The organism is Vibrio sp. 1-Bac 57 (assembly GCF_037546855.1).
Classification (GTDB): Bacteria; Pseudomonadota; Gammaproteobacteria; order Enterobacterales; family Psychromonadaceae; genus Psychromonas.
The window spans coordinates 1-23506 of the sequence record NZ_JALAAC010000035.1; the positions used below are offsets into that span (position 1 = coordinate 1).

Here is a 23506-nt window from a genome sequence, read left to right on the forward strand (position 1 = left end):
CTTGCATAGTATTCAGGAAAAACCCTGTAGACACTGTCTACAGGGTTTTTTCGTTTAGGGATTTTGGTGGTGATGTCCTGCTTGGGCAGGAGATAAACAAAGCGCCATACAGTGGTCATCCTTCAGTGCGATAGATAGGGGCGAGTGATGCGACAGCATCGTTTTATGAGTGGGCTAAGCTCTGCGTGCCCTGGTTATATCGGGACAACGATGGGTCATGAGCAATGTCCATCCATCGCCAAGCACCTAATTTAAAATAGCTCAACTGGTTCGGGTAGGGCTTTTTTAATGCTATCGACTTATGCTCTACATTGAGCAGTGCTCACCCATCGACTAGCTTACATTATATCCAGAACAATCCCATCAGCAGGGATTTTTTCGCTTAGGGCTTTAGTACTAATGCTCTACTTGTGAGTTGCACTGCTTTGAATGAGGTATTGTTTTTGCCATTCTAAATATTGCTTAAAAGGCATTGGTTTTGCAATGAGGTAGCCCTGTATTGCATCAATTTCCATCTCTTTTAATATGTTAAATTGCTGCTGAGTTTCCACACCCTCTGCCACTACTGTTATATCTAAGTTTTTTGCTAGGTTGATAATAGTTTCAACAATACTTAAGCCTGAAGTATTATTTAAAATGTTATCAATAAAACTTTTATCTACTTTCAATTCTTTAACAGGATAAGCATGTAAATGTGACAGGCAAGAATATCCTGTACCAAAGTCATCTATAGAAAAAGAAAATCCTAGTGCTTTTAGCTCTTCCATTTGTTGTAAGGTATGAAGAGGATCATGAGCAAGCATTGATTCTGTAATTTCTAATTTTATTCTAGAAGGTGTAACTTTAAAATTATTGATAATGTTAAGTAATTCAGTTTTTAATGTAGATGAATTAAATTGATTTTGGCTTATATTAATAGAAAGATTAAATTCACTATCGATAATATCGAGGTGAGTTAACTGGTTCATTAAACGACAAATATCCTGTAAAACTATATTTTGTAACTTTTGAATTAGACCAAATTGTTCTGCAATAGGAATGAAGTCGTTAGGTGCAATAAGTCCTTTTATAGGGTGATTCCAACGTATCAATGCTTCACAACCTGTTATTTTACCTTTGACATCTACTTGGGGTTGAAAGTAAGCACAGAACTCATTGCTATCAATCGCCCTTATTATATCGGTCTCTAGCTCTGTTTGCTTTTCAAGTAAAGTTTGCAAGCGTGAATCATAGAAACTATAACCATTGCCACCTTTTACCTTAGCGCGATACATGGCTGTATCTGCAAATTTTAAAATATTTTCTACACTTGAATTTATGTTTTCTATTAAGCATATTCCAATGCTTCCACTTACCTGAAAAGCTAGTGCGCCTATTTGAAATTTTTCATAAAAAACGCGCTGTAGTTTTTGTGCAACTACCGCAGCTTCATTGGTCGCATGTTCATTGTTTTCACCAATATATTCTAGCAATATAACAAATTCATCTCCGCCTATTCTTGCTAAAGTATCAGATGCCCGCACTACGGAGCTTAGCCTTTTTGTCATTTCTATTAATAGTTCATCACCTGCACTATGCCCTAATGAGTCGTTAATTCTTTTAAAATTATCAATATCTAAAAATAATAAGGCCCCAGTTTTCTGAGACCGTTTTATTCTTTCTACACAACGAGTTAGACGCTCTGTTAATAATCGTCTGTTGGGTAAATTGGTGAGTGGATCATAGTAGGCTAACTTCTCTATTTCTTTTTCGGCTTTTTTACGCAGAGTAATGTCCCTTGACACCCAAAGTATATGTTTTTTAGGCTCCTCGCCTGGTTGCTCATAAATAATAGGTGTTGTTCGCCCTTCAAAAATAACCAACCCTTTTTGTACTTCAAGTTCATATTCAAATACTTGGATCTCATTACTTGTTAATGTTTTTTTGAGGGTTTTCATGATAGCGCTAGCATATTTTTTAGGTAAAATATCATTTACATTCTTATTAATTAATTGCTTTGTAGAGTAAGCTAATAAATCTTCTGATGAACCATAAACATCAAGGTAGACACCTTCTTCACTTAGTATAAGAGCAGGATCGGGCATCACCTTGGTAAATGCATTAAGTTTTTTGTTGCTTATTTCAAGATCGTTAATTAAGTTTTCTACTTTATTTAGATGTTGTAATTTTTCCAGTGCAATACTTGAAAAGTTAACAAAATAATCAATGAGTTCTAAGTCTTTTTTAGAAGGCGTTTTAGGATGGTCATGATAAATTGCAAATGATCCTAGCACCTCTGATTGCGAAGAAGTAATAGGAGTAGACCAACAGGATTTAAGATTAAACTTAAGCGCAACCTCTTTGAAGTTTTGCCATAAAGGTGATGTTTCAATATTTTCTACAATGACACGTGAATTTCTATGTGCGGCAGTTCCGCATGAACCCACCGCTTCACCAATATGCACCCCATTGATTATGGCTGAGTATTCAGGATCAATACTTGGGGCTGCACAATGAAAAAGTTGCTTTCCATCGAGTGACAAAATAGAGCATTTAGCAGCCTTATCATCAATAATTTCTTCAATAGCCAAGCAAATATCATCAAAAATTTCATTGAGAGATTCACCTAGCGCAATCTTGGATAGTATGTTTTTTTGATGGGCTAATAAACTACGTTGTCTCTCTGAATCCATATTCCCTCTGCATTTTAATTAATCACGCATTTATTATAGTATAAATATTCAAGCTAACAAAAAAGCATAATAGTTAATTTGTTAAAGCTAAGTTACTGTTTTATTTGGTATAAAATACTGTTTTATAATGTAATTTATTTTTTAGGTTGCAGTGGTATTTTAATGAATGTACTGGTTAGGGGGAGAGTAACGGTCCTAAAGTGATACTGCAAAATAAGTGCGTGATACTGTTGTGTTAAATTAGCCTGTCAAATTGTAATGGTCTCTCCACAGGGACTCGAACCCCGATCATCCGCTTAGGAGGCGGGTGCTCTATCCTGTTGAGCTATAGAGAGATTAATATTTAATTATTATACATAATTATTGTATTGGTTTAATAGTAGCAATGTCATTGATTTGAATATTACTTAAGGGATAGTCATCAAATGTGACTAATACTGCACTATCAGCATATGCTTCAACTACCTTCATTGCTTGGGTTGATGCAGTTGCCGATTGTCTTTCTATACCAAATTGATCTTTAAAGTTACTTGAGTAAGCAAGTTCAATAATAGTGCCGGGCTGTAATCCATTTTTCATTCCCAAGTTTATTTGTACACTGTCACTAGTGACTGCAACAACTCGAGCCTTGGGTACTACGCACTGTATGTGTTGAGATATGTCTGTATTCGCTTCGGCTAAGCTGCTTAATATAGCCTGTCCGTATTGGTAATCCCAAAATTGTTTACTATTTAAATCGGCATATTCTTCTTTTCCATACTGCCATGTCGTTTGTCGGCGGTATTGTTTACTGAACAACAATTTTCCTTGAAAGGCATCATAGAGATATATCGTCATATAAAAATGTCGATCTGGATCGCTTATCCAATATGATAGTGAATTTTTACTTTCAAATTTAACTGATAAGTCATTAATTTCACCAAAGATTACAAATTGACTATCCACTTGAGCCGAGAGACTTTTTAAAGTGTCCGTTAAGTTTCTATTATTATATTTTTCACCTAATTTTAATGGGGTGTCTATGTATCGACGAATATTGAACAAATTAGGGCTAAGAGATAACTGATTGAAAAAAGTTTCACTTACTTTTTTATGTAAGTCATAAATTTGACCATCAACTGTTTGCTGCGGGACGTTCATGGCAAAGCGACTGACTACCATTGATTTTGGAAATTGACTACCAATACATTGCTGTTCCTTCGCTACGATATTGACTTTGATCGTTACCGTTAATAACTGATTTTTTTCAGTTTCTTCAATAATATTTAAGCCTTTAATTTCGCCGCCCGAGTTAAGCATTAACTTATTTTCAACTAAAACACCTTGATTGACTTGCTGTAGGCTTGAAATCGCACCACCCGAGAATAAAAGAGCGTCTTTCACTGCTTTTTTAATCGCCTGTTCACGTGCTTGTTCAATATCATTATTTATAATGGTGCTATTAGCTGTTGCTTGAAACCATTGTGCAGAGATATTAAAAGATGATATTAGCAATAAAAAAAATACAATTTGTCTCATGACATGCTCACCTGCTGAATGGAATAATTAAAAAAGTTGCCATACTTATTGAGATCCGAACTTACAAAACGGTCAAGTATCTTTAATTTATGGCTATTGATTATTAGTAAGCAAAATATAAACCAACTTTATTTGGATATGCTTTTTAATAGCACAATAAATTTGTATTAAAGTTTTTTTAGTTTCGACCGATAACCTTTTTAGTATAAAAATTTATTATCGAGGCAGGTTTCCATGAAAACGCTATTTATTATATCCACATTGATTCTTCTTTTGCAGGGTTGCTCCTCTTCATCAACCCCTTCACCGGAAGAGGTTGAAATAAAAGAACAGGCACGATTGGAGCAGTTACAACATGAGCGACATGCTAGTGATGACTACCTATATTATTATGTGGCTCATTCATTTAGTAATAATAAACCTGATAGTGAAGGCAGTGACCAAGCTGACGTACAAACAGATTCTAATGGTTATGGCCATTTATATACGTTCAACGGTAAAAAATCACTTATATTATCTGAAGTTGTCAGTAAAATGGCAGATCAATTACTTTTTAATTATGAATATCAATTTCAAAACTCTGCTATCGCATTAACTTCATTAGTTGATTTAAACAATCATCAAAATACAAGTTGGTTAGGGCAAACTATTTCTGAGCAATTCATTCATGAGCTACATATTAGAAAGTTACGTGTTATAGATTTTAAATTAACTGGTAATATACAAGTGACTGAAAATGGTGAGTTTGCTATTTCTAGGGACTGGAAGAAACTCAATAACAATGTTGACGTGACTCGTATATTAACGGGGACTATGTCTCGTAATGAAGAAGGTGTAATTGTTAATGTACGTATAGTTAATGCTGCAAGTAGCGTTGTTGAATCCACAAGTAGTGCTTTCATTCCACATAATATATTTGTAGGTGGTCGATATGATTATCGTCCTAAGCAATTCATTTCTCGTAACAGCCAACGTAATGAAAGTAATGCATTAGTCCGCTTAGTTGAGTAAAAAGTATCTCTTCACCATGTTAGATAATTTATTGTTACAAGCAGACTTCGGTCTGCTTTTTTCTCGCTAAATATCGATAGTCGAGTTGGAGGTTGATATTCACTTTAATATTTCCCTTATTTTTTATACTTCCTACCTTTATATTTAAATCTAAAATTCTATTTTTAATATAAAGGTACGTTTATTGCTTGTGTTTATAATCATCGACAATAAACCGGTATAAGGAAAGGATCGACTGCCTTTGCTTATTAATAAAAGAGGAATTTATAATGCTCAGATTGAATCAATATGGTCATTTTATAGCAGCATTACCTGTAGTAGTTAGTGTGTTATTTTTATCTGCTTGTAGCTTGCATAATGTACCTAAAGAAACTGTGGAAGAATATGAGTTTGTAGCAGTTGGGTACGCAACAATGGATGCTCAAAAGGGCGCTACCGATGACATTAAAATGCTTAATGCTATTAAAGCTTCTAAGTTGGAGGCTTATAAAGAATTAGCAGAGCAAGTTTACGGTGTTATGTTAACGTCTGAAAATAGTGTTAAGGAATATCAGCTACAAAGTAACGGTATAAAAGGTAAAGTGAAAGGCTTGGTGAGGGGAGCTAAAGTACTTCGTACCTACCATGAAGATGATTTGTACATTACTGAGTTAGGGCTCAATATGAAAACTCTTCCATTCTTAAAAGATGCTGAGTTTGCTGACAGTGAGGCGGTGATAAAAGTGCAAAGCCAAGTTTATTATTAAGTTTAAAGCTGGATTAGAGAAGCTTTATGAGAGGCGTATGTTGATAGGTCATTGTTCGTTTTATTGTTAACTATCTAATTAAGTCTAGATAGTTAAGTCTAGTCGAATTTTCTTGATTGGAGTTGATAAGGACCGTTTTTTATTAACTTTCGAGTTGTTAATCAATCTTAGAATTGTTAAGTAAGCTTAGAGGCTGTAATAAAAACTTCACTTTATTATTTACGTGCGTGTTGCTAACTAACTTTTAATTCGCACGCTTAACCAAGCGATGTTTATAACAGAGAGTTAAGAAGAACGCTGGGGGTAATTGAAGGGGGCTTTGGAATGCTATTAGAGCGCTAAGATAGAGTTAGAGCGTTTATTACGCTTCGATATTTTTACCTAATAAACTTCCGCCACTGAGTAACCCTTTTTGATCGTAGGTAACACTGTTTTTACCTTTAGCTTGTGTCAGTATTTGCATTAAGTGCTTGTTGCTCTTCATGCTTAATTCTATTAATCGACCGTTAATCGCATTATTTTTTTGGCAAAGCTGCAGATTAGTTTGAATCTCACCTTGTAGTGTCACAAGTTCAGGATCTTGCTGTATAAGAGCTAAATTTTCTGGTGTGCTGATCAACTTGTTATAACTATTAATATTTTGTAATAGCTTCTGTTTGTTAAACAACAAAGTGTTAAGCCCATCAAATGACTTTTCTTTTAAACAGTTCTTCTCTTCATCAAGCAGTTCATGTAATGCTTGAATTGTTTCTGATAGCTCTGATAATTGTTTTGTTAGCATTTTTTTATTCTTTTAAGTGTAATGTATTAGCTTGAAAATGCTTTGCTAAAATCAGCTTCAAATTTACCTAGCTTTTCAGCTAACTGCTCAGTATTAATTTTATAGTCACCGTTTAATATCGCCGCTTTCAATGTTTCTACGCGTTTCATATTTACCTGGGACTCACTCGATGTTTGCATTTTATTTAAATTCAATGCCTGTGAAGTCAATTGTACAGAGTCTTTACTTGAGCTAGCAGCCGTTTTGTTATCCGCGGCGTTTGTCTCACTTTGTTTTTGAGTTTTATGTTGCTCAACAGAAAGCTTGCTCTGAGGCGTTTGACGGTTGATGTTTATACTCATAATCGTATTCCAATTAGTCTACATAGTTAAGGTATCGGCAGAAATATGGATAACTTTAGCTAAAATGATGACTTTTTTAAAAAGTTACATGTACTTCTTTGAGTGCATAAACAGTACCTACAACGACACGTTGTGTACGCGCATTTTTCACTCTCACAGTACTGCCTATATTACCATCAGTTAACGCAATACCCGAGGCTTTTATTACTAAGCCATTTTGGTTTGCGGTAATTGTCACTTTATCATTTTCACAAACATAGCAAATATCTTTGTGGCGAATACTTTTCTTTGAGGATACGTTTCTTTTTAAGCGAACACCTGTTAGCGATTCTGTACTGCTGAACGTACTGCCTCGCACTTGAGATTGGGCTTTATAAATACGTTTAATATTGTCATCATTCAACATTTCTCCCTTATTTAAAGAGTGTCGAGTGACAATTAATGGAATTAAAGTTTGTACTTTGACGCGAATATAAGTGTCCCACTTACTTTCTCCTAGGCAAGATACCTTGACGGCGGTTTTACTTTTGATTTTATCGCCTACAATATGTCCCTGTAATGGCTCGGTACAAATGGCAAAAGTTTGTCGAGATGATAATTCGATAGCTTTGATATAAAGTTTTTTTTCGCCTGTTAGTTCAAAAGTTTGTTGATATTTATCAAAAACTAGAGCCTCTGCAAATTTTTCTATCTCTTTTGAGTAATTAGAGTCTGCAAAACTGTAAGAAGTGCCTAGACTTAGGACAATTAAAATAAATCGAATCAATTTGCTCACCTCGTGTAAGTGAATTTTATATTGCTGATGCATTATTAAAGATTATAGTATTTTTATAAAAAATAATCATAGCCAGCAACCATAACAAAAAGGAACAGAATATGGCAGGTGTTTTAGACTCGGTTAACCAACGTACTCAGTTGGTAGGTCAAAATAGACTTGAGTTACTGCTTTTTAAGTTAGGTGGCATTCAACGTTATGGTATTAACGTATTCAAAGTAAGAGAAGTCTTACAATGTCCACCACTTACCGCTTTACCTAAACTTCATCCCGCTGTTCGTGGTGTCGCCCATGTGCGAGGGCAGACGATTTCTATTATTGATATGAACCTTGCAACGGGTGGACGTGCAATACAAGATATTCAGGATAGATTTATTATCATTACAGAATATAACCGCTCCATTCAAGGCTTTTTAGTGGGCTCGGTTGAACGTATTATTAATATTAACTGGGAAAACATTCTACCACCGCCAAATGGTGTTGGTCGTTACAATTACTTAACCGCAGTTACTGAAATTGATGGCTCTCTTGTCGAAATTTTAGATGTTGAAAAAATTCTAGATGAAATTGCGCCAGTCGATACCGAAGTTACGGCAGAAGTGATCGCCCAGTTACCAATGGAAGAGATGAAGAACAAACGTATTTTAGTTGCAGATGACTCGTCAGTTGCACGTAAACAAATTCAACGTGCTCTTTCAGCGCTTGGTATTGAATGTGACCTTGTTAAGGACGGCAAAGAAGCACTGAATTTCTTAAAAGAAGTGGCTAAGACGCAACCCGTTATTGAAAAATATGCATTGATGATTTCAGATGTAGAAATGCCAGAAATGGATGGATATACCTTAACTGCTGAAGTAAAGTCCCACCCTGATTTGAAAGACTTACATATTATATTGCATACTTCTTTGAGTGGTGTTTTTAATCAAGCGATGGTTGAGAAAGTGGGAGCTGATGATTTTATTGCCAAATTTAATCCTGATGAGTTAGCGTCGGCTGTGCAGAAAGTCATTAACTTAGGCATTAAATAACACCCTTTGAACGAAAATCATCGAAAACAGTTTAATTTACAATAGCTGATAATTATTTTGTCAGCTATTATTTTTTATATATACCTTAATGGTTAAAAAATTAAGTTGCCATGTCCTCTATACAACAATTAAAAGCGAGTAATAATTAGTGAGAACTATTTCTGATAGCACCTATAAGCAGTTTGCTGGTTTTTTAGAAGTGCAATGTGGCATTGTGTTGGGCGATAACAAGCAATACCTTGTTAAAAGTCGTTTGTTGCCATTAGTGACAGAGTTTAAATTGGAAAGCTTAACTGAACTGATAGAGCAAGCAATGGGCATTCGAAATCGTCAATTACGCACTATGGTTATTGATGCGATGACGACCAATGAAACTCTATGGTTTCGAGATAGATACCCTTTTGAGTTATTAACCAGTAAATTATTTCCTGAGTTTCTTGAAACGAAAAAGAATATAAAAATCTGGTCATCGGCTAGCTCATCTGGTCAAGAAGCTTACTCTATTGCAATGACGGCTTTAGAGTATAAAAAGAGTAAACCTATTAGTAATTTAAGTGTACAAATTATTGGCACTGATATTTCTGATTCGATGTTGGCACAATGTAAAGCTGCAGAATATGATAATTTAGCGCTATCTCGAGGTTTGTCTGATACTCGTAAACGTCAATTTTTTGTGCCTGCAGGCAGTGACGGAAATAAAATGCAAATTAAACCTGAGGTCAAAACTTTGACTTCCTTTAAAAGCTTAAATTTATTGGATAGCTACGGCTCGCTAGGTAAGTTTGATATCATTTTTTGCCGTAACGTACTTATCTATTTTGCGAACGACGTGAAATCAAAAATATTGAATCAGTTTGCAACTGCTTTAAATCCTGGTGGATACCTTATTCTCGGGGCTTCTGAATCATTAAATGGATTAACTGACCGGTTTGAAATGGTACGTTGTAATCCTGGTATTATTTATAAACTAAAAAGCAAGTAAGTCTTTGTTTGCCACTTTTTTGGTAGAGGGGCAGTTTTTGCCTCTTTGCCATAAAAACATTAGGTCGATTAGCTTAACTGTATTATTCATTCTGTTATCTATCAATATATGGGCTTATCTAGCCTTTATATCTTCTTCAATATCGATTCACCCACACAAACCCCCTGTTATTTACTATTAAATACTCACAACTCTAATTTTTTATTAATTAATTATCTTTGATATTTCTTTTTGGCACATGCTTTGCATTTGTAATAACAAAGGAGAAAATTATGGCGATTAACTTTGAAAAAGCATTAGGCATGCATCAGCACACGTTAGGCATTCGATCACGTCGTACTGAAATTTTAGCTTCTAATATCTCAAATGCTGATACACCTAATTACAAAGCAAAAGATATTAACTTTAAAGACGCACTCAATGCGGCAAAGTCCGGTGCAGGTGTTTCACTTAACCGTACCGATAGCGCTCATAATTTAGGCTTCTCAACTTCAATGGCTCAAAATGGTCTGTTGTTCCGTAATACAAATCAGCCAGATACCGGTGATGGTAATACAGTAGATTTAGAAGTTGAACGTAATTTGTTTATGAAAAATAGCTTGGAATACCAAGCCAGTTTAGACTTCTTAAATAGCAAAATATCAGGGCTTCGCACAGCGATAAAAGGCCAATAATAGCGTGTCAGGGGAACTACTATGAGTTTATTAAAAGTATTAGATGTAGCCGGAACTGGCATGAGTGCACAATCTGTTCGCTTAAATACAACCGCCAGTAACTTGGCAAATGCAAACAGTGTTAGCAGTAATATCGACGAAACCTATAAAGCGAGACACCCTGTATTTGCTGCTGAGTTAAATAGAGCAATGGGTGGCTTAGACAGTAGTGTTGGTGTCAAAGTACAGGGCATTGTTGAAAGTACTGCTGAATTAAATCAAGAATATGCACCTAATCACCCTAAAGCCGATGAAAATGGTTTTATTTATCACTCCAATGTCAATGTGATGGAAGAGATGGCTAATATGATCAGTGCTTCTCGTTCATACCAAACAAATGTGCAAATTGCAGAAGCGGCAAAACAAATGTTGAATCGCACATTGCAATTAGGCAAAGCGTAAGGATATCTAGATGACTACTATCACTTCATCATCGTTTAATTTTACAACGCCTTTAACCGAAGAACAGGTTAATGCAAACTCTGAGATCGATGCAGAGCAGCAATTGAGTCAAGAAGATTTCTTCTCTCTATTATCACAACAGCTTGCTTATCAAGACCCTTTTTCTCCCGTTGATAACTCAGAAATGATTGCGCAAATGGCTTCGTTTACGACCGCCGAAGGGATTGCCACTATGGGCAGTGAATTTGCAGGCATTAAAGAAGTATTAAACTCTAGCCAAGCATTAGAAGCTTCATCATTAGTGGGTAAAAAAGTATTAATACCAAGCGACCAAGCTTATTTAACTGAAGGTGGCACTGCTTCAGGCTCATTAACAACAACAACCGGTGCTTATAATGCCTCGGTATCCATTACCGATAAAACCGGCAATATTATTCGTACCTTGACATTAGGTGATGTGGGGGCGGGTAATCAACGTTTTGATTGGGATGGTTTAGATTCACAGGGGAATCCTGCACCGGCTGGAGCTTATACATTTGCCGCCAATGGTATGGTGAATGGTCAAGGTGAAGCATTAACAACGGCTTCCTATGCGCATGTAGAAAGTGTGAGCTTAGGTGGTGGGACTGCTAGCGTCTACTTAAATCTAAAAGGTTTAGGCGGAATTGAACTTAAAGATGCAATTGAAGTTGCAGAAAACATATAACTAAGAGGAAGTCACTATGTCATTTAATGTAGCATTAAGCGGAATTGCGGCAGCTCAGACTGATTTAGACACAACGTCAAATAATATTGCAAATGTAAATACCGTTGGTTTTAAAGAGTCTCGCGCCGAGTTCGATAGCGTTTACGCAAACTCTCTATTTTCTAACAGTGCGACCAAAGTGGGTGACGGTACTTCCGTTGCTGCCGTTGCACAGCAATTTCACCAAGGAAGCTTAAAATTTACTGATAATCCATTGGATCTAGCTATTACAGGTAGTGGGTTCTTTGCCACGGCCAGTGGTATTGACGATAAAGATTTAAGTTATACGCGTGCCGGTACTTTTAAATTAAATGATGAAAATTATATTGTTGATAACAGCGGCAATTACTTACAAGCTTTTCCTGTTAATGATGATGGGACTTCTTCATCAGTTAGTTTAAGTACAACAGGACCGATTCAATTGCCAGAAACAGCAGGCTCCCCTGAAGCCACTTCTAGTGTAAAAATAAGTTTAAATTTACCTGCTGGTGATGAAGCTCTAGATCCTTCTAAGTTTAATCCTAAAGACCCTAGTACCTATAATAACGCTACTTCTGTGACTATTTATGATTCATTGGGTGAAGCGCGTACGATGAATACTTATTATGTTAAACCAGAAAATGCTTCTGCAGATGGCAAGAGCCAATGGTTAGCTTATATGACGATTGATGGCGTTCCAATCGACCCTAAAAATGCGTCTGACACTATTGGCTATAAATATGATACTGCAGGTGCTACTAATGCGGATGGTGAGGTGATTGGAGATGGTAAATTTGATACCAAACCGATTGTTGATACAGATGGTAATCCAGTACTAGATGCAGATAATAATCCCACATATAGCTCATTAACGAAAAGTACAGAATATTCTTTTACAAACGATGATGGTTCTGTTACCGCTCAACATGGCATCGTTCTTAGTTTTGACTCTTCTGGTAAGTATTTAACTAGTAGCCCTGAAGTACTTGAATTTGAAGAACTTGGACAAAATGGGGCTGGGTTGTTGAAACAAGGAACAGATGGAGAGCAAAATATTGTACTTTCTTTTGATGACCCTACACAATATGCTTCATCATTTGGGGTGACTTCATTAGAACAAGATGGTTTAACTGTCGGTCGTTTGACTGGCGTTGAAATTGGTAATGATGGATTAATTAAAGCCTCTTACAGTAACGGTACCTCTGATCCTATTGCGCGTGTTGCTATGGTGCGTTTTCGTAATGAACAGGGTTTAGCACAAACTGGTTCAAGCTGGAGTGCTTCGCAAAGTTCTGGTGATCCTATTGCAGGGGAAGGTGGCGAAGGTTCATTTGGTCTCATTAACTCTGCTGCCCTAGAGCAATCTAATGTTGATTTAACAACTGAGCTGGTGGACTTGATTTCTGCGCAACGTAACTTCCAAGCTAACTCTCGTTCATTAGAGATCAGTAACGAATTACAACAAACTATTTTACAAATTCGTTAATTTTATAAATTAGTTAATGATTCCTAAAACGCACCTTTCTCGGTGCGTTTTTATTGTATAAAAAGTCAACGCTTACATTCTTTAAATGCTTCAAACTTTTAGTTTTTTAACCTTTTAACCTCTTAGCCTCCTAAACTACATGTGTCTCTACACTCCCATATTTTAAGTTCTAAATATAAACAACTAAAAACTGAACCTTCTCCACCCCTAACTTTATCTATATTTGCTGCTCAGCTTCCTCATTTTTATTTTGTTGGCATAACGATTGCATTTATGAATGTATCAAGAAAAAACACAATAAATAATGCGGCAATTGCCATTGTTATGAATTAAGCGGTTAATAGTTAAGGAAGTCAAAATGGATAATTTTCTTTATGTTTCAATGTCAGGCGCTAAAGAGACCATGAATGCGTTAGCTATTCACAGTAATAACTTAGCAAATGCCAGTAAAACAGGGTTTAAGGCCAGTTTTGAGCAAGCTCGTAGTATGCAAGTTCACGGGCAAGGCTTACCAACACGAGTCTTTGCGCTTACTGAATCACCAGGACAAAATTTTGACAGCGGCATTGTTCATGATACCGGACGAGAGTTAGATGTTGCCGTAGAAGGTGAGGGGTGGTTTGTTGTTAAATCCGAAGCGGGTGACGAAGGGTTAACACGTAGTGGTGATTTTAATATCACTGCAGAAGGCTTTTTAATTGACGCCAATGGCCAAGAAGTAATGGATGAAACCGGTAATAATATTTATATCCCGATGCCCATTGAAAAATTCAATATTCGTAAAGACGGGATGATTGAGGTTCGCCCTGAAGGTGCACCTGCCGATGGAATGGAAGATATCGCTAAATTAAAATTAGTCAATCCAGATATCAAAGATTTAATGCGTGGTTCAGATGGTTTATTCCGCCGTATTGATGGTCAACCGTTACAAGTTTCAAATGATGTGGTTGTCGCTAACGGTGCTCTAGAGTCATCAAACGTTAATTTAAGTAGTGAGTTAACCAGTTTAATTAACTTACAACGTAGTTTTGAAATGCAAATTAAGATGATGAAAAAAGCCGAAGAGATAGATAAAAGTTCTGAATCTCTACTTCGAATGTCTTAAGTCATTAGTCTACGCATTATTAAAGAATTTTAAGGAGAAAGGTTATGCATTCCGCTTTATGGATCAGTAAAACAGGGTTAGATGCACAGCAAACTAACGTCGCAACTATTTCAAATAACTTAGCCAATGCAAGTACCGTTGGTTTTAAAAAGAGTCGTGCCATTTTTGAAGATCTGTTATATCAAACGGTTAACCAACCGGGTGCTAATGAAACACAAAATACTAAGCTGCCTTCGGGATTAATGCTTGGTTCTGGTGCAAAGGTTGTCGCGGTACAAAAGAACTTTACACAGGGTAATGCGTTAACCACTAATAACTCCTTAGATGTGATGATTGATGGTCGTGGTTTTTTTGAAATAGAAATGCCAGATGGAAGTTCATCGTATACGCGTAACGGTCAATTCATGCTTAATGAAGAAGGGGTCATGGTAACGCCAGGTTCTGGTTATCCATTATTACCACAAATTCAAATTCCTGAAAATGCGCAAACGATTAGTATTGGTGCTGAGGGTGAAGTGTCAGTGAGTATTGCCGGTCAAGCCGAAAACCAAGTGGTTGGGCAATTAAATGTGAATGATTTTATTAACTCATCTGGTTTAGAGCCTTTAGGGCAAAATTTATACGCAGAAACAGGGGCTTCTGGAGCACCTATTGAAGGCGTACCGGGTGGTGACGGATTAGGTTTTATTCGTCAGGGAATGTTGGAAACGTCTAATGTTAACGTAACAGAAGAACTGGTTAACTTGATCGAGAGTCAGCGTGTTTACGAAATGAACTCAAAAGTAATTTCAGCGGTTGATGAAATGCTCTCTTACGTTAGCCAACAGCTATAAATAGGTGGTTAATATGAGAAATATTATAATTTTATGTGCAATATTTAGCGTCGTAGGTTGTACTTCACTACCCAATCAAGAAGTGAAGAATGACCCTGAATATGCACCGGTAGAGCCACTTGAAGCAGATTTAAATGTGGTCACTACAGGGTCTTTATTTCAAGAGAGTTATGCTAATAACCTTTATTCAGATATTAAAGCGCATCGCGTTGGCGACATTATCACCGTGAATCTAGAAGAATCAACCAAGGCCACTAAACAAGCTGGCACCAGTTTGGATAAAAGTAACTCGTATAAAATGAGTGTCGACGATATTACGTTACCTAGTGGCTCACTTGTACCTGGTTTTGGTTTTGGGGGAGGTATTTCTCAAGACAGTGGTTTTGCCGGAGATGCCGATGCAGACCAAAGCAATAGTTTAAAAGGCAGTATCACGGTTAACGTAACACGCGTTTTAAGTAATGGTAATTTAGAAATTCGCGGTGAAAAATGGTTGATGTTAAATAATGGTGAAGAGTTTGTGCGTATACGTGGCGTCATTCGCTCCGAAGATGTTAGTTCTGATAACTCGGTTTCATCAACCCATGTTGCCAATGCTCGCATTCAGTATGGCGGCACCGGCACCTTTGCTAACACACAAAGCCAAGGTTGGTTAACTGCATTCTTTAATGGCCCTTATTGGCCGTTCTAAAAGTCATTTATTTGCATCAGCGATATTATTTACATAAGCGATAAGGTAAGGAGAGTCATATGCTATTTTCATCAAAAGGAACAGCGAACTGTTTTTTTTCAGCATGCTTAGGTTTAACCCTATCGCTGTTGGTTAATACAGCGGATGCAGCGCGAATCAAAGATATTGCCAGTGTGCAAGGGGTTCGAAGTAACCAATTAGTTGGATATGGTTTGGTAGTCGGTTTACCGGGCACCGGGGAAAAAAGTAGTAAGTTTACTGAGCAAGCTTTTGCGACCATGTTAAGAAATTTTGGGATCAATATTCCACAAGGCCAAACTTTAAAGATTAAAAATGTTGCGCCAGTGGCGATCACTGCGGAATTAAAAGCCTTTGCTAAACGAGGTCAGAAAATTGACATCACTGTGTCAGCAATTGGTGAAGCAAAAAGTTTACGTGGGGGGGAGTTGTTACAGACCTTTTTGAAAGGGGTTGATGGTAAGGTTTATGCGCTAGCACAGGGGAGTCTTGTTGTTGGAGGGCTTGGCGCTGAAGGTGCTGACGGTTCGAAAGTGGTGATCAATACACCTACCGTTGGTCGTATTGCAAATGGTGCCATTGTTGAGCGAGAAGTTATTTCTCCTTTTGGACAGGGCGATACCATTACTTTTAACCTGCATGACTCTGATTTTACTACGGCAAAATTGATGGCAGATACGATTAATAATTTAGTGGGTCCTAATACGGCCAGTTTATTAGATGCAACGTCAGTTCAGGTGTTAGCGCCGCGCAATATCTCACAACGGGTTTCTTATTTATCAACACTAGAAAATTTAGAATTTAGTCCTGCCCGCTCAGGGGCAAAAATCATTGTTAACTCGCGTACTGGTACAATAGTGGTAGGCCAAGATGTTCGATTATTACCAACGGCTATTACTCATGGCGGTATTAGTGTCACGATTAGTGAAAATAAAGAAGTCGTGCAACCTAACCCATTTGCTGGTGGTGATACTGAAGTAGTTGAAAATAGTATTGTTAATGTTACTCAGGAAGATAGCCGTATGTTTCGATTTGATACTGGAATTAGTCTAAATGATTTAGTGCGTGCAGTGAATGAAGTAGGGCTTGCGCCTGGTGATTTAATGGCGATACTAGAAGCATTAAAACAAGCGGGTGCGTTACAAGGTGAGCTAGTTATTATTTAATCTTTATCGGTAATGGATCCATTTACACGTGTACAAAAAAGTATGCGGATACAAAAAAGGGAAAACCAATGGTTTTCCCTTTTTACGTTAAGGGCTATCGCGTGATCAATATCAGCAAGTCGCTCTTAAACTATTTTTCTCTGTGCTTATTACAAGGTCATTGCCGCTATCCAACCAAAGGCGATTAACGGTAGATTGTAATGCAGAAAAGTTGGAATAACAGTGTCACGGATATGATCATGTTCACCATCTGCATTAAGGCCGGACGTTGGCCCTAATGTTGAGTCAGATGCTGGTGAACCGGCGTCACCTAATGCCGCTGCGGTACCTACCAATGCAATAATGGCCATTGGAGAGAAGCCAAATGCTATTGCTAGTGGGACATAAATAGTGGCAATAATAGGGATAGTTGAAAACGAAGAGCCTATACCCATGGTGACTAATAATCCAATCACTAGCATTAATATCGCTGCTAAGGATTTGTTCTCTCCAATACCTGAAGATAATGCTTCTACTAATGTTTCCACACTGCCAGTTGCTTTCATTACTGCGGCAAAACCTGCAGCGGCAATCATGATAAAACCAATCATTGCCATCATGTGTACACCTTTAGTGAATACATCATGGGTTTCTTTCCAAGCAATGACGCCACCCACGGTGAATACACTGAAACCCGCTAGCGAACCAACAATCATTGACCCCGTTAATAGTTGTACGGTTAAAGTTGCAATAATTGCTAATAAAGCAACAATAATATGACGTTTATCCAGTACCTTTAATTCCGCCGCTTTTGAATTAGCTACTTTTTCTTGGTATACACGCGGTTTACGGTAGCTAATAAAAACAGCTGTTAATAAACCCACAATCATACCCATTGCAGGTAAAAGCATCGCCGTCGGTACCTGTGCTGCTGTGACCTCTAAGCCATTGTCATGTAAGTTTTTTAAAAGAATGTTATTTAAGAAAATACCACCAAAACCGATGGGTAATACCATGTAAGGAGTCACTAAACCAAAGGTTAGAATACAAGCGGCTAAACGTCTGTCCACTCGTAATTTATTAAGCACACCCAGTAACGGCGGTATTAAGATAGGGATAAATGCGATATGCACAGGGATCACATTTTGTGATGCGATTGTCATCAATAGGATAACGGTAAATACAGTGTATTTGATGGTTGTAGACACTTGTTGTGTCTGCTCTCCGTTTAAGCGTTTAATAATCGCTTGTGATAATAAATCAGTAATACCTGATTTAGAAATCGCAACGGCAAAGGCACCTAACATAGCATAGCTCAATGCAATAGTTGCACCGCCACCTAGGCCACTTTCAAATGCAGAGATGGTATCAGGCAGAGATAAACCAGCCGTTAAACCTCCAATTAGAGCACTGAGTGTCAGTGCAATAACAACATTAATGCGCATCATGGATAAAATAAGCATGATACATACCGCCAGTAAAACAGGGTTAAGCATAACTATTCCTTGTGGGTAGGGTAAAAATCGCAGGCATTCTACGTGATGCGGCGCTACTTTGCTGAGAAAACTAACCTCCTTTTTATTATTAATCAGAAAAAAGGTAGTTATAGTTCTAATTGGAACTGTTGGCACCTATTTTGCTTTATTAGTTTAACGGTATAAATAGGGGCTGTTAATGAGCAATCAAACGGTAACACAGGCAAGTAATTACTTTGATCTACAAGGGTTGGAGCAGTTGCGTCAAAAAACCAAGACCAATGACAAAGAAACGATCCGTGAAGTCGCGAATCAGTTTGAGTCTATGTTTGCATCGATGTTAATTAAATCAATGCGAGAAGCCAACGCTGCCTTTGAAACTGAAAGTCCCTTTAATAACCAACAAACAAAATTTTATACGGATATGCAAGATAAGCAGTTAGCCGTTGATATCAGTCGTCACGGTTCGCTAGGACTCGCTGATGCATTAGTTAGGCAGTTAGACCCAACATCTATGGTACGCCCACAGTCAGTGCCACAGGATCAACTAATGATGCCTGAGCAAGAGCCTGAAATGATGAGTTTAACAACAAAAGAAAGCGTTACTGACTTTAAAAAGCCAGATCAATTACAAGCGTCATTACAAACAAAAATCAATGATAGTGCATTGCAACAGAAAGCGGAGAGTGCCGATGATGTTAATACAAATGCTAGCGCACAGAAAATTGACTTTAGTTCGCCATCGTCCTTTATTGCCACATTGTTACCCTATGCACAAAAAGCAGCTAAGTCTTTAGGTATTTCACCTGAGGTTTTAGTCGCTCAATCTGCATTGGAAACAGGCTGGGGTAAAAAAGTGCTGCAAACTGCCAACCAGCAAAGTAGTTTCAATCTGTTTAACATTAAATCTCACAATAGTTGGCAGGGTGAAAGCGTTAATAAAAGCAGTTTAGAGGTTGAAGATGGTGTTGGTGTACAGCGTCGTTCTAATTTTCGAGTTTACGAAAATCTACATGAAAGTTTTAAAGATTATACGAATTTTATTAGTAACAATAAACGCTACGAGCAAGCTTTACAGCAAGGTGAGAACGCAGATCGTTATATTGAAGAGTTACAACAAGCGGGTTATGCAACCGATCCACAATATGCAGATAAAATTAAAGCGATTATGAACAGCGATAACTTCCAATCGGTTGTTGCGGGAGATAATAACAATGGCTGATTTATTCCAAATTGGACTGTCGGGGATCTACTCTTCACAGGCAAGTCTAGCAACTACCAGTCACAATATTAGTAATGTGAGTACGGAAGGCTACTCTCGTCAAACTGTTGACATTACCAGTGCACAGGCACAAAAATTAGGGGCCAATTTTATTGGTAATGGCTCTATTATCAACGGAATTGACCGTGCCTATGATCAATTTGCATTTAAAGAAAACATTATTAATACCTCGGATCACGCTTATAACGAAGTGAGTTACACGCAAGCGAGCCAATTAGATAAATTACTCTCGAATGAAAGCACCTCTGTTGCTAAGTCCGTTCTTAGTTTATTTTCTTCACTAGGCGATGTTGCAGATCATCCGAATACAATAGAAACGCGTGCTGTATTCCTTGAAGACGCATCGAATATGATCAATCAATACAATACGCTGTATCAACAATTAGAAACGCAATACAGTGGTGTTAATTATGATATTGAGAATTCTGCCGCGGCGATCACTGAACTCGCTGACAATATTGCAACATTAAATAGCCGTATACTTGCTGTGTCTAGTTCGGACAGTAGTGGTGATGCTAATGATTTATTAGATAGACGTGATCAGGCCATTACCGCCTTAAGTGAATACGTTAATGTCTCCGTGCTTGAAGCGGATAATAATATGGTGAATATTTATATCGGTAGCGGCCAAGGTTTAGTGATGGGTGTTCAATCTCAATCTATTGTTGCGATTAACGGAGACCCAGATCCCGCTCGAAAAGAACTAGCATTAAGCAATAATGGTAAAACATCGCCAGTTGATGGTAGTAAGTTTGGGGGGAAAGTCAGTGCGTTATTTGAAACTCGTGAAAATGAAATAGAGCGTGCATTTAATCAGTTAGGCCAGAATGTAATCGGTTTAACCCACGCTATCAATGAGCAGCAACAACAAGGTCAAACCTTAGACGGCGAGATTGGTGCGGCATTATTTAATGATATTAATAGTGATCAGGCCATGAAAAGCCGTGTATTAAGTCATGCTGATGGTAAAGGTGAAGCCACATTAAGTGTGCGTATTGATGATTTAAGCGAGTTATCTGCCGATGAATTCTCATTAAAAGTAATTCCTAATGATCCTGGTATAGATCTTACATTTTCTGTTACCAACAATACCACCGGCGAAACTCAAACTGTTTCCATCACAGACTTGACAAATGATAAGCGTATTGAGATTCCTGGAGCAGGCATTAGTATTGGAATCGATTCAATTTCAGCTTCAGAACCATTACAGGTCGGTAAAGAATTCACCTTGCGTCCAACACGTTTAGGGGCTCAGCAAGCTAGTTTAGATGAGACAGACCCTACAAAAGTAGCCGTTGCAGACGCGGAAATTAAAGCGGTAGTTAGCGATACCAATAATGGCACTGCAACATTTCATGTCAGTGGCATTGTTGATAAAGGTGACCCTAATTATATGGATGAAGATAGTCCAATAACAATTAAAATATCAACGAATACAACTACCAGCGAAGTTTTTTATAATATTTTTGATAAAAATGACAATCAAATTAACACACCAGAGTTAACCGCTATAATTGACCCTTTAACTGGCAAAGCTACACTTGAATTTGGTGGCGTTAAGGTAGAAATGGAAAAAGGTATACCCGTTGCCGGTGATGAGATCACATTAAATTATAATGAAACAGGTGCAGGTGATAATCGAAATATTTTAGCTATGTCTGATCTGCAAAATACTAAAATAATGAATGACGGTAAGTCGACCTTTCAAGATGTTTATAGTGAAATGATTTCCGAGATAGGCGCTAAAACAGCAAACGCAGATGTAGCGATGCAATCTTCAGCAATATTAAAAAATCAATCTTTTGAACGTATTCAATCGGTGAGTGGAGTGAATATGGATGAAGAAGCAGCAAACCTACTAATGTATCAACAACACTACAGTGCAGCTGCACGTGTTATTACCATTGCTAGTGAATTATTTGACACTATTTTACAGGCGGCTCGATAATATCTCGTTATCATCCAAATGCTGTTTTTACATCTGGGTGATAATGCTAAAACAATCTATTCAAGGCCGTACTTTAAAAGACAGATTTATTTTTAACTTTTTTCAAAGTAGCTGTATCTGTTATTTATACAGTGATCCTTTTTAATCCTTCGTATACTTCTAAAATTACCCTCTTTACCTTTTTTAGCTGTTTTATAACCATACTGGCGTGATTTTTGCATTTTAATTAAATAGGTGAGCGTCAAGCTCAAAAAGAAATCAGAGAGGCCGTATGCGAATTTCATCTCAAATGCTTTTTATGCGTAATACTAGTTCATTAATGTCACAACAGTCTGAGTTAAGTGACCAAAACTTGCATATGGCGAGCCAAAAACGGGTTATTCATGGTAGTGATGATCCTGTTGCTATTGCCACCATACAACGCTTAAAGCAAGATATCTCCGTGGGCGAACAATTCATTGAAAATGGGAAAATGGCCGAGTCCGCTAACGAGTTAATTGATACTGCACTTACGCAGAGTACTAATATTTTACAACGAGCGCGCGAATTGATGGTGAGCGGTAGTAACGGCACCATGAATGAATCAAATCGAGAAGCTATTGCTGTCGAACTTGAAAATTTACGTGATGAGTTGATGGGGGTTGCTAATACCAAAGATGGTAACAGCCAATATATCTTCGCAGGCTTTGAAGTGGACACACAACCTTTTCAAAAGAATGAGTTTGGCCAAGTTATATATCATGGAGACAGTGGTGAACGAGACTATAGAATAGGCTCTGGAGTGTCGATTCAAGGTAATGATTCCGGCGCTAACGTTTTTATGAATATAGCTGAAGGTAATGGTACTTTTGTTTCAGAGGTTGGTTCGGAAAACCAAGGTGGTGCAGAGATTAGTCAAGGTAGTGTTGCTGATACAAACGCTGCGCGTGATTACCTCGATCAAGATTATACAATTGCAATTACTGATGGTACCGATGGTCAAGAATATTCTGTTTATGGATTAGAAAAAAGTGTAGTCACGGGCAGTGCTACGATTAAAATTAATAGTGTTGCCGCCAACTCAACAACCTCTTTTGATATTAAATTTGTAGAAAGTTCAGCTGAACCTAAAAAGTTTTTTATTTCAATTAATGGGGTGTCATCCGCATCACCTTATAATGCAAATAATGTCAATGAATATAGCGAAGCGCAATCCTTTGAAATAGACGGTATCAAATTTGAAGTTAATGGTCTTCCTGATGATAGTGATAGTTACGCGCTAACCAAGTTTGTAGAACCAACACCCTATGAAGACGGTAAAGCGATTACATTCAACGGCATTAAAACTGAGCTTAAAGGAGATGTAGTTGATGGGGATTCTTTTACCTTACGTCAAAGTGAAGAAAAAGATATTTTTGCAACGCTACAGAGTTCTATTGATGCTTTGCGCATTCCCGGTACCGATAAAACAGCTACGGCTGCACGTAATAGTGCATTTAGTAATTCATTGCTACAAATTGATGGTGCAATGGATAACGTGATGAGTACACAAAGTTCAGTGGGTGCACGATTAAGAACCATTGATAATCAACGTGAATCAACATTGGACTTTAATTTAACCGCTCAGACTACGTTATCCAGTTTAGAAGACTTAGATATGGCGGCGGCGATCAGTGAATATCAAGAACAATATAGTATGTTAGAGATCTCTCAAAAAACATACGTACAACTGCAACAACTCAGTTTGTTTAACTTGATCTAAAAATAGAAGCGATAATTAACATAGGTAATAATAATGTCATTCTGCTAAGCGAAGGTTTTCGTATACAGACACATCGCATATCGCTTTTA

General features: G+C 37.4%; 21 protein-coding genes and 1 tRNA gene. 15 read left to right on the forward strand and 7 right to left on the reverse strand.

The window, feature by feature from the left end; translation table 11 throughout:
* Positions 1-404: 404 nt before the first annotated feature.
* The 3 genes from MT391_RS17110 to MT391_RS17120 form a co-directional block, all read right to left on the reverse strand.
* Positions 405-2672 carry a sensor domain-containing phosphodiesterase gene (locus tag MT391_RS17110; protein WP_499499176.1) on the reverse strand — a complete coding sequence of 756 codons (2268 nt, stop codon included), beginning with the start codon at positions 2670-2672 and terminating at the stop codon, positions 405-407.
* 259 nt (positions 2673-2931) lie between these two features.
* Positions 2932-3007: transfer RNA gene (locus MT391_RS17115), tRNA-Arg, on the reverse strand.
* A gap of 25 nt (positions 3008-3032) precedes the next feature.
* Positions 3033-4190: a flagellar assembly protein T N-terminal domain-containing protein gene (locus tag MT391_RS17120; RefSeq protein ID WP_499499178.1), complete on the reverse strand. Its 1158-nt coding sequence runs from the start codon at positions 4188-4190 to the stop codon at positions 3033-3035.
* Between the two features lie 234 nt (positions 4191-4424).
* On the opposite strand from MT391_RS17120, the gene MT391_RS17125 reads away from it, so the two are divergent.
* The gene (locus MT391_RS17125; protein ID WP_299668677.1) at positions 4425-5201 is read left to right on the forward strand and encodes a FlgO family outer membrane protein; all 777 of its coding nucleotides are present in this window, start codon (positions 4425-4427) and stop codon (positions 5199-5201) included.
* Between the two features lie 269 nt (positions 5202-5470).
* Positions 5471-5947, forward strand: a complete 477-nt coding sequence (locus MT391_RS17130; RefSeq protein ID WP_166371481.1) for an LPP20 family lipoprotein — start codon at positions 5471-5473, stop codon at positions 5945-5947.
* A gap of 361 nt (positions 5948-6308) precedes the next feature.
* On the opposite strand, the gene flgN is transcribed toward MT391_RS17130, so the two are convergent.
* The 3 genes from flgN to flgA form a co-directional block, all read right to left on the reverse strand.
* Positions 6309-6728, reverse strand: a complete 420-nt coding sequence (flgN, locus tag MT391_RS17135) for a flagellar protein FlgN (protein ID WP_299668672.1) — start codon at positions 6726-6728, stop codon at positions 6309-6311.
* A gap of 26 nt (positions 6729-6754) precedes the next feature.
* The gene (flgM, locus tag MT391_RS17140) at positions 6755-7069 is read right to left on the reverse strand and encodes a flagellar biosynthesis anti-sigma factor FlgM (protein WP_166371485.1); all 315 of its coding nucleotides are present in this window, start codon (positions 7067-7069) and stop codon (positions 6755-6757) included.
* Positions 7070-7145: 76 nt separating this feature from the next.
* Positions 7146-7835 carry a flagellar basal body P-ring formation chaperone FlgA gene (gene flgA / locus MT391_RS17145; RefSeq protein WP_240923606.1) on the reverse strand — a complete coding sequence of 230 codons (690 nt, stop codon included), beginning with the start codon at positions 7833-7835 and terminating at the stop codon, positions 7146-7148.
* Between the two features lie 110 nt (positions 7836-7945).
* On the opposite strand from flgA, the gene MT391_RS17150 reads away from it, so the two are divergent.
* From MT391_RS17150 to MT391_RS17195, 10 genes are all read left to right on the forward strand, one after another.
* On the forward strand, positions 7946-8872 hold the full coding sequence (locus tag MT391_RS17150) for a chemotaxis protein CheV (RefSeq protein ID WP_166371489.1): 927 nt from the start codon (positions 7946-7948) through the stop codon (positions 8870-8872).
* A gap of 148 nt (positions 8873-9020) precedes the next feature.
* Complete coding sequence (locus MT391_RS17155) at positions 9021-9854, forward strand: CheR family methyltransferase (protein ID WP_499499180.1); 834 nt, start codon at positions 9021-9023, stop codon at positions 9852-9854.
* Positions 9855-10126: 272 nt separating this feature from the next.
* Positions 10127-10528, forward strand: coding sequence for a flagellar basal body rod protein FlgB (flgB, locus tag MT391_RS17160; RefSeq protein ID WP_299668661.1), 402 nt, complete (start codon positions 10127-10129; stop codon positions 10526-10528).
* Positions 10529-10549: 21 nt separating this feature from the next.
* Complete coding sequence (gene flgC, locus MT391_RS17165; protein WP_166371495.1) at positions 10550-10969, forward strand: flagellar basal body rod protein FlgC; 420 nt, start codon at positions 10550-10552, stop codon at positions 10967-10969.
* Between the two features lie 10 nt (positions 10970-10979).
* Positions 10980-11675 (forward strand): flagellar hook assembly protein FlgD, encoded by a 696-nt coding sequence (locus tag MT391_RS17170; protein ID WP_499499182.1) that lies wholly within the window; start codon positions 10980-10982, stop codon positions 11673-11675.
* Between the two features lie 16 nt (positions 11676-11691).
* On the forward strand, positions 11692-13179 hold the full coding sequence (gene flgE, locus MT391_RS17175; RefSeq protein ID WP_499499184.1) for a flagellar hook protein FlgE: 1488 nt from the start codon (positions 11692-11694) through the stop codon (positions 13177-13179).
* A gap of 358 nt (positions 13180-13537) precedes the next feature.
* A complete protein-coding gene (locus tag MT391_RS17180; protein ID WP_499442750.1) occupies positions 13538-14284 on the forward strand; it encodes a flagellar basal body rod protein FlgF in 747 nt (248 codons plus the stop codon).
* Between the two features lie 44 nt (positions 14285-14328).
* Complete coding sequence (flgG, locus tag MT391_RS17185) at positions 14329-15117, forward strand: flagellar basal-body rod protein FlgG (RefSeq protein ID WP_166371503.1); 789 nt, start codon at positions 14329-14331, stop codon at positions 15115-15117.
* Positions 15118-15130: 13 nt separating this feature from the next.
* The gene (gene flgH, locus MT391_RS17190) at positions 15131-15808 is read left to right on the forward strand and encodes a flagellar basal body L-ring protein FlgH (RefSeq protein ID WP_166371505.1); all 678 of its coding nucleotides are present in this window, start codon (positions 15131-15133) and stop codon (positions 15806-15808) included.
* A 59-nt stretch (positions 15809-15867) separates the two neighbouring features.
* A complete protein-coding gene (locus MT391_RS17195; RefSeq protein ID WP_299668641.1) occupies positions 15868-16992 on the forward strand; it encodes a flagellar basal body P-ring protein FlgI in 1125 nt (374 codons plus the stop codon).
* Between the two features lie 149 nt (positions 16993-17141).
* On the opposite strand, the gene MT391_RS17200 is transcribed toward MT391_RS17195, so the two are convergent.
* Positions 17142-18467, reverse strand: a complete 1326-nt coding sequence (locus tag MT391_RS17200; protein ID WP_499499186.1) for a Na+/H+ antiporter family protein — start codon at positions 18465-18467, stop codon at positions 17142-17144.
* Positions 18468-18645: 178 nt separating this feature from the next.
* Here MT391_RS17200 and flgJ point away from each other — a divergent pair, with 178 nt between their 5' ends.
* The 3 genes from flgJ to flgL all read left to right on the forward strand — a co-directional run bounded on the left by flgJ (position 18646) and on the right by flgL (position 23417).
* On the forward strand, positions 18646-19668 hold the full coding sequence (gene flgJ / locus MT391_RS17205) for a flagellar assembly peptidoglycan hydrolase FlgJ (protein WP_499442756.1): 1023 nt from the start codon (positions 18646-18648) through the stop codon (positions 19666-19668).
* A complete protein-coding gene (gene flgK / locus MT391_RS17210; RefSeq protein WP_499499188.1) occupies positions 19661-21676 on the forward strand; it encodes a flagellar hook-associated protein FlgK in 2016 nt (671 codons plus the stop codon). The genes flgJ and flgK overlap by 8 nt, the downstream gene beginning before the upstream one ends.
* Positions 21677-21947: 271 nt before the next feature.
* A complete protein-coding gene (flgL, locus tag MT391_RS17215; protein ID WP_499499190.1) occupies positions 21948-23417 on the forward strand; it encodes a flagellar hook-associated protein FlgL in 1470 nt (489 codons plus the stop codon).
* Positions 23418-23506 lie beyond the last annotated feature (89 nt).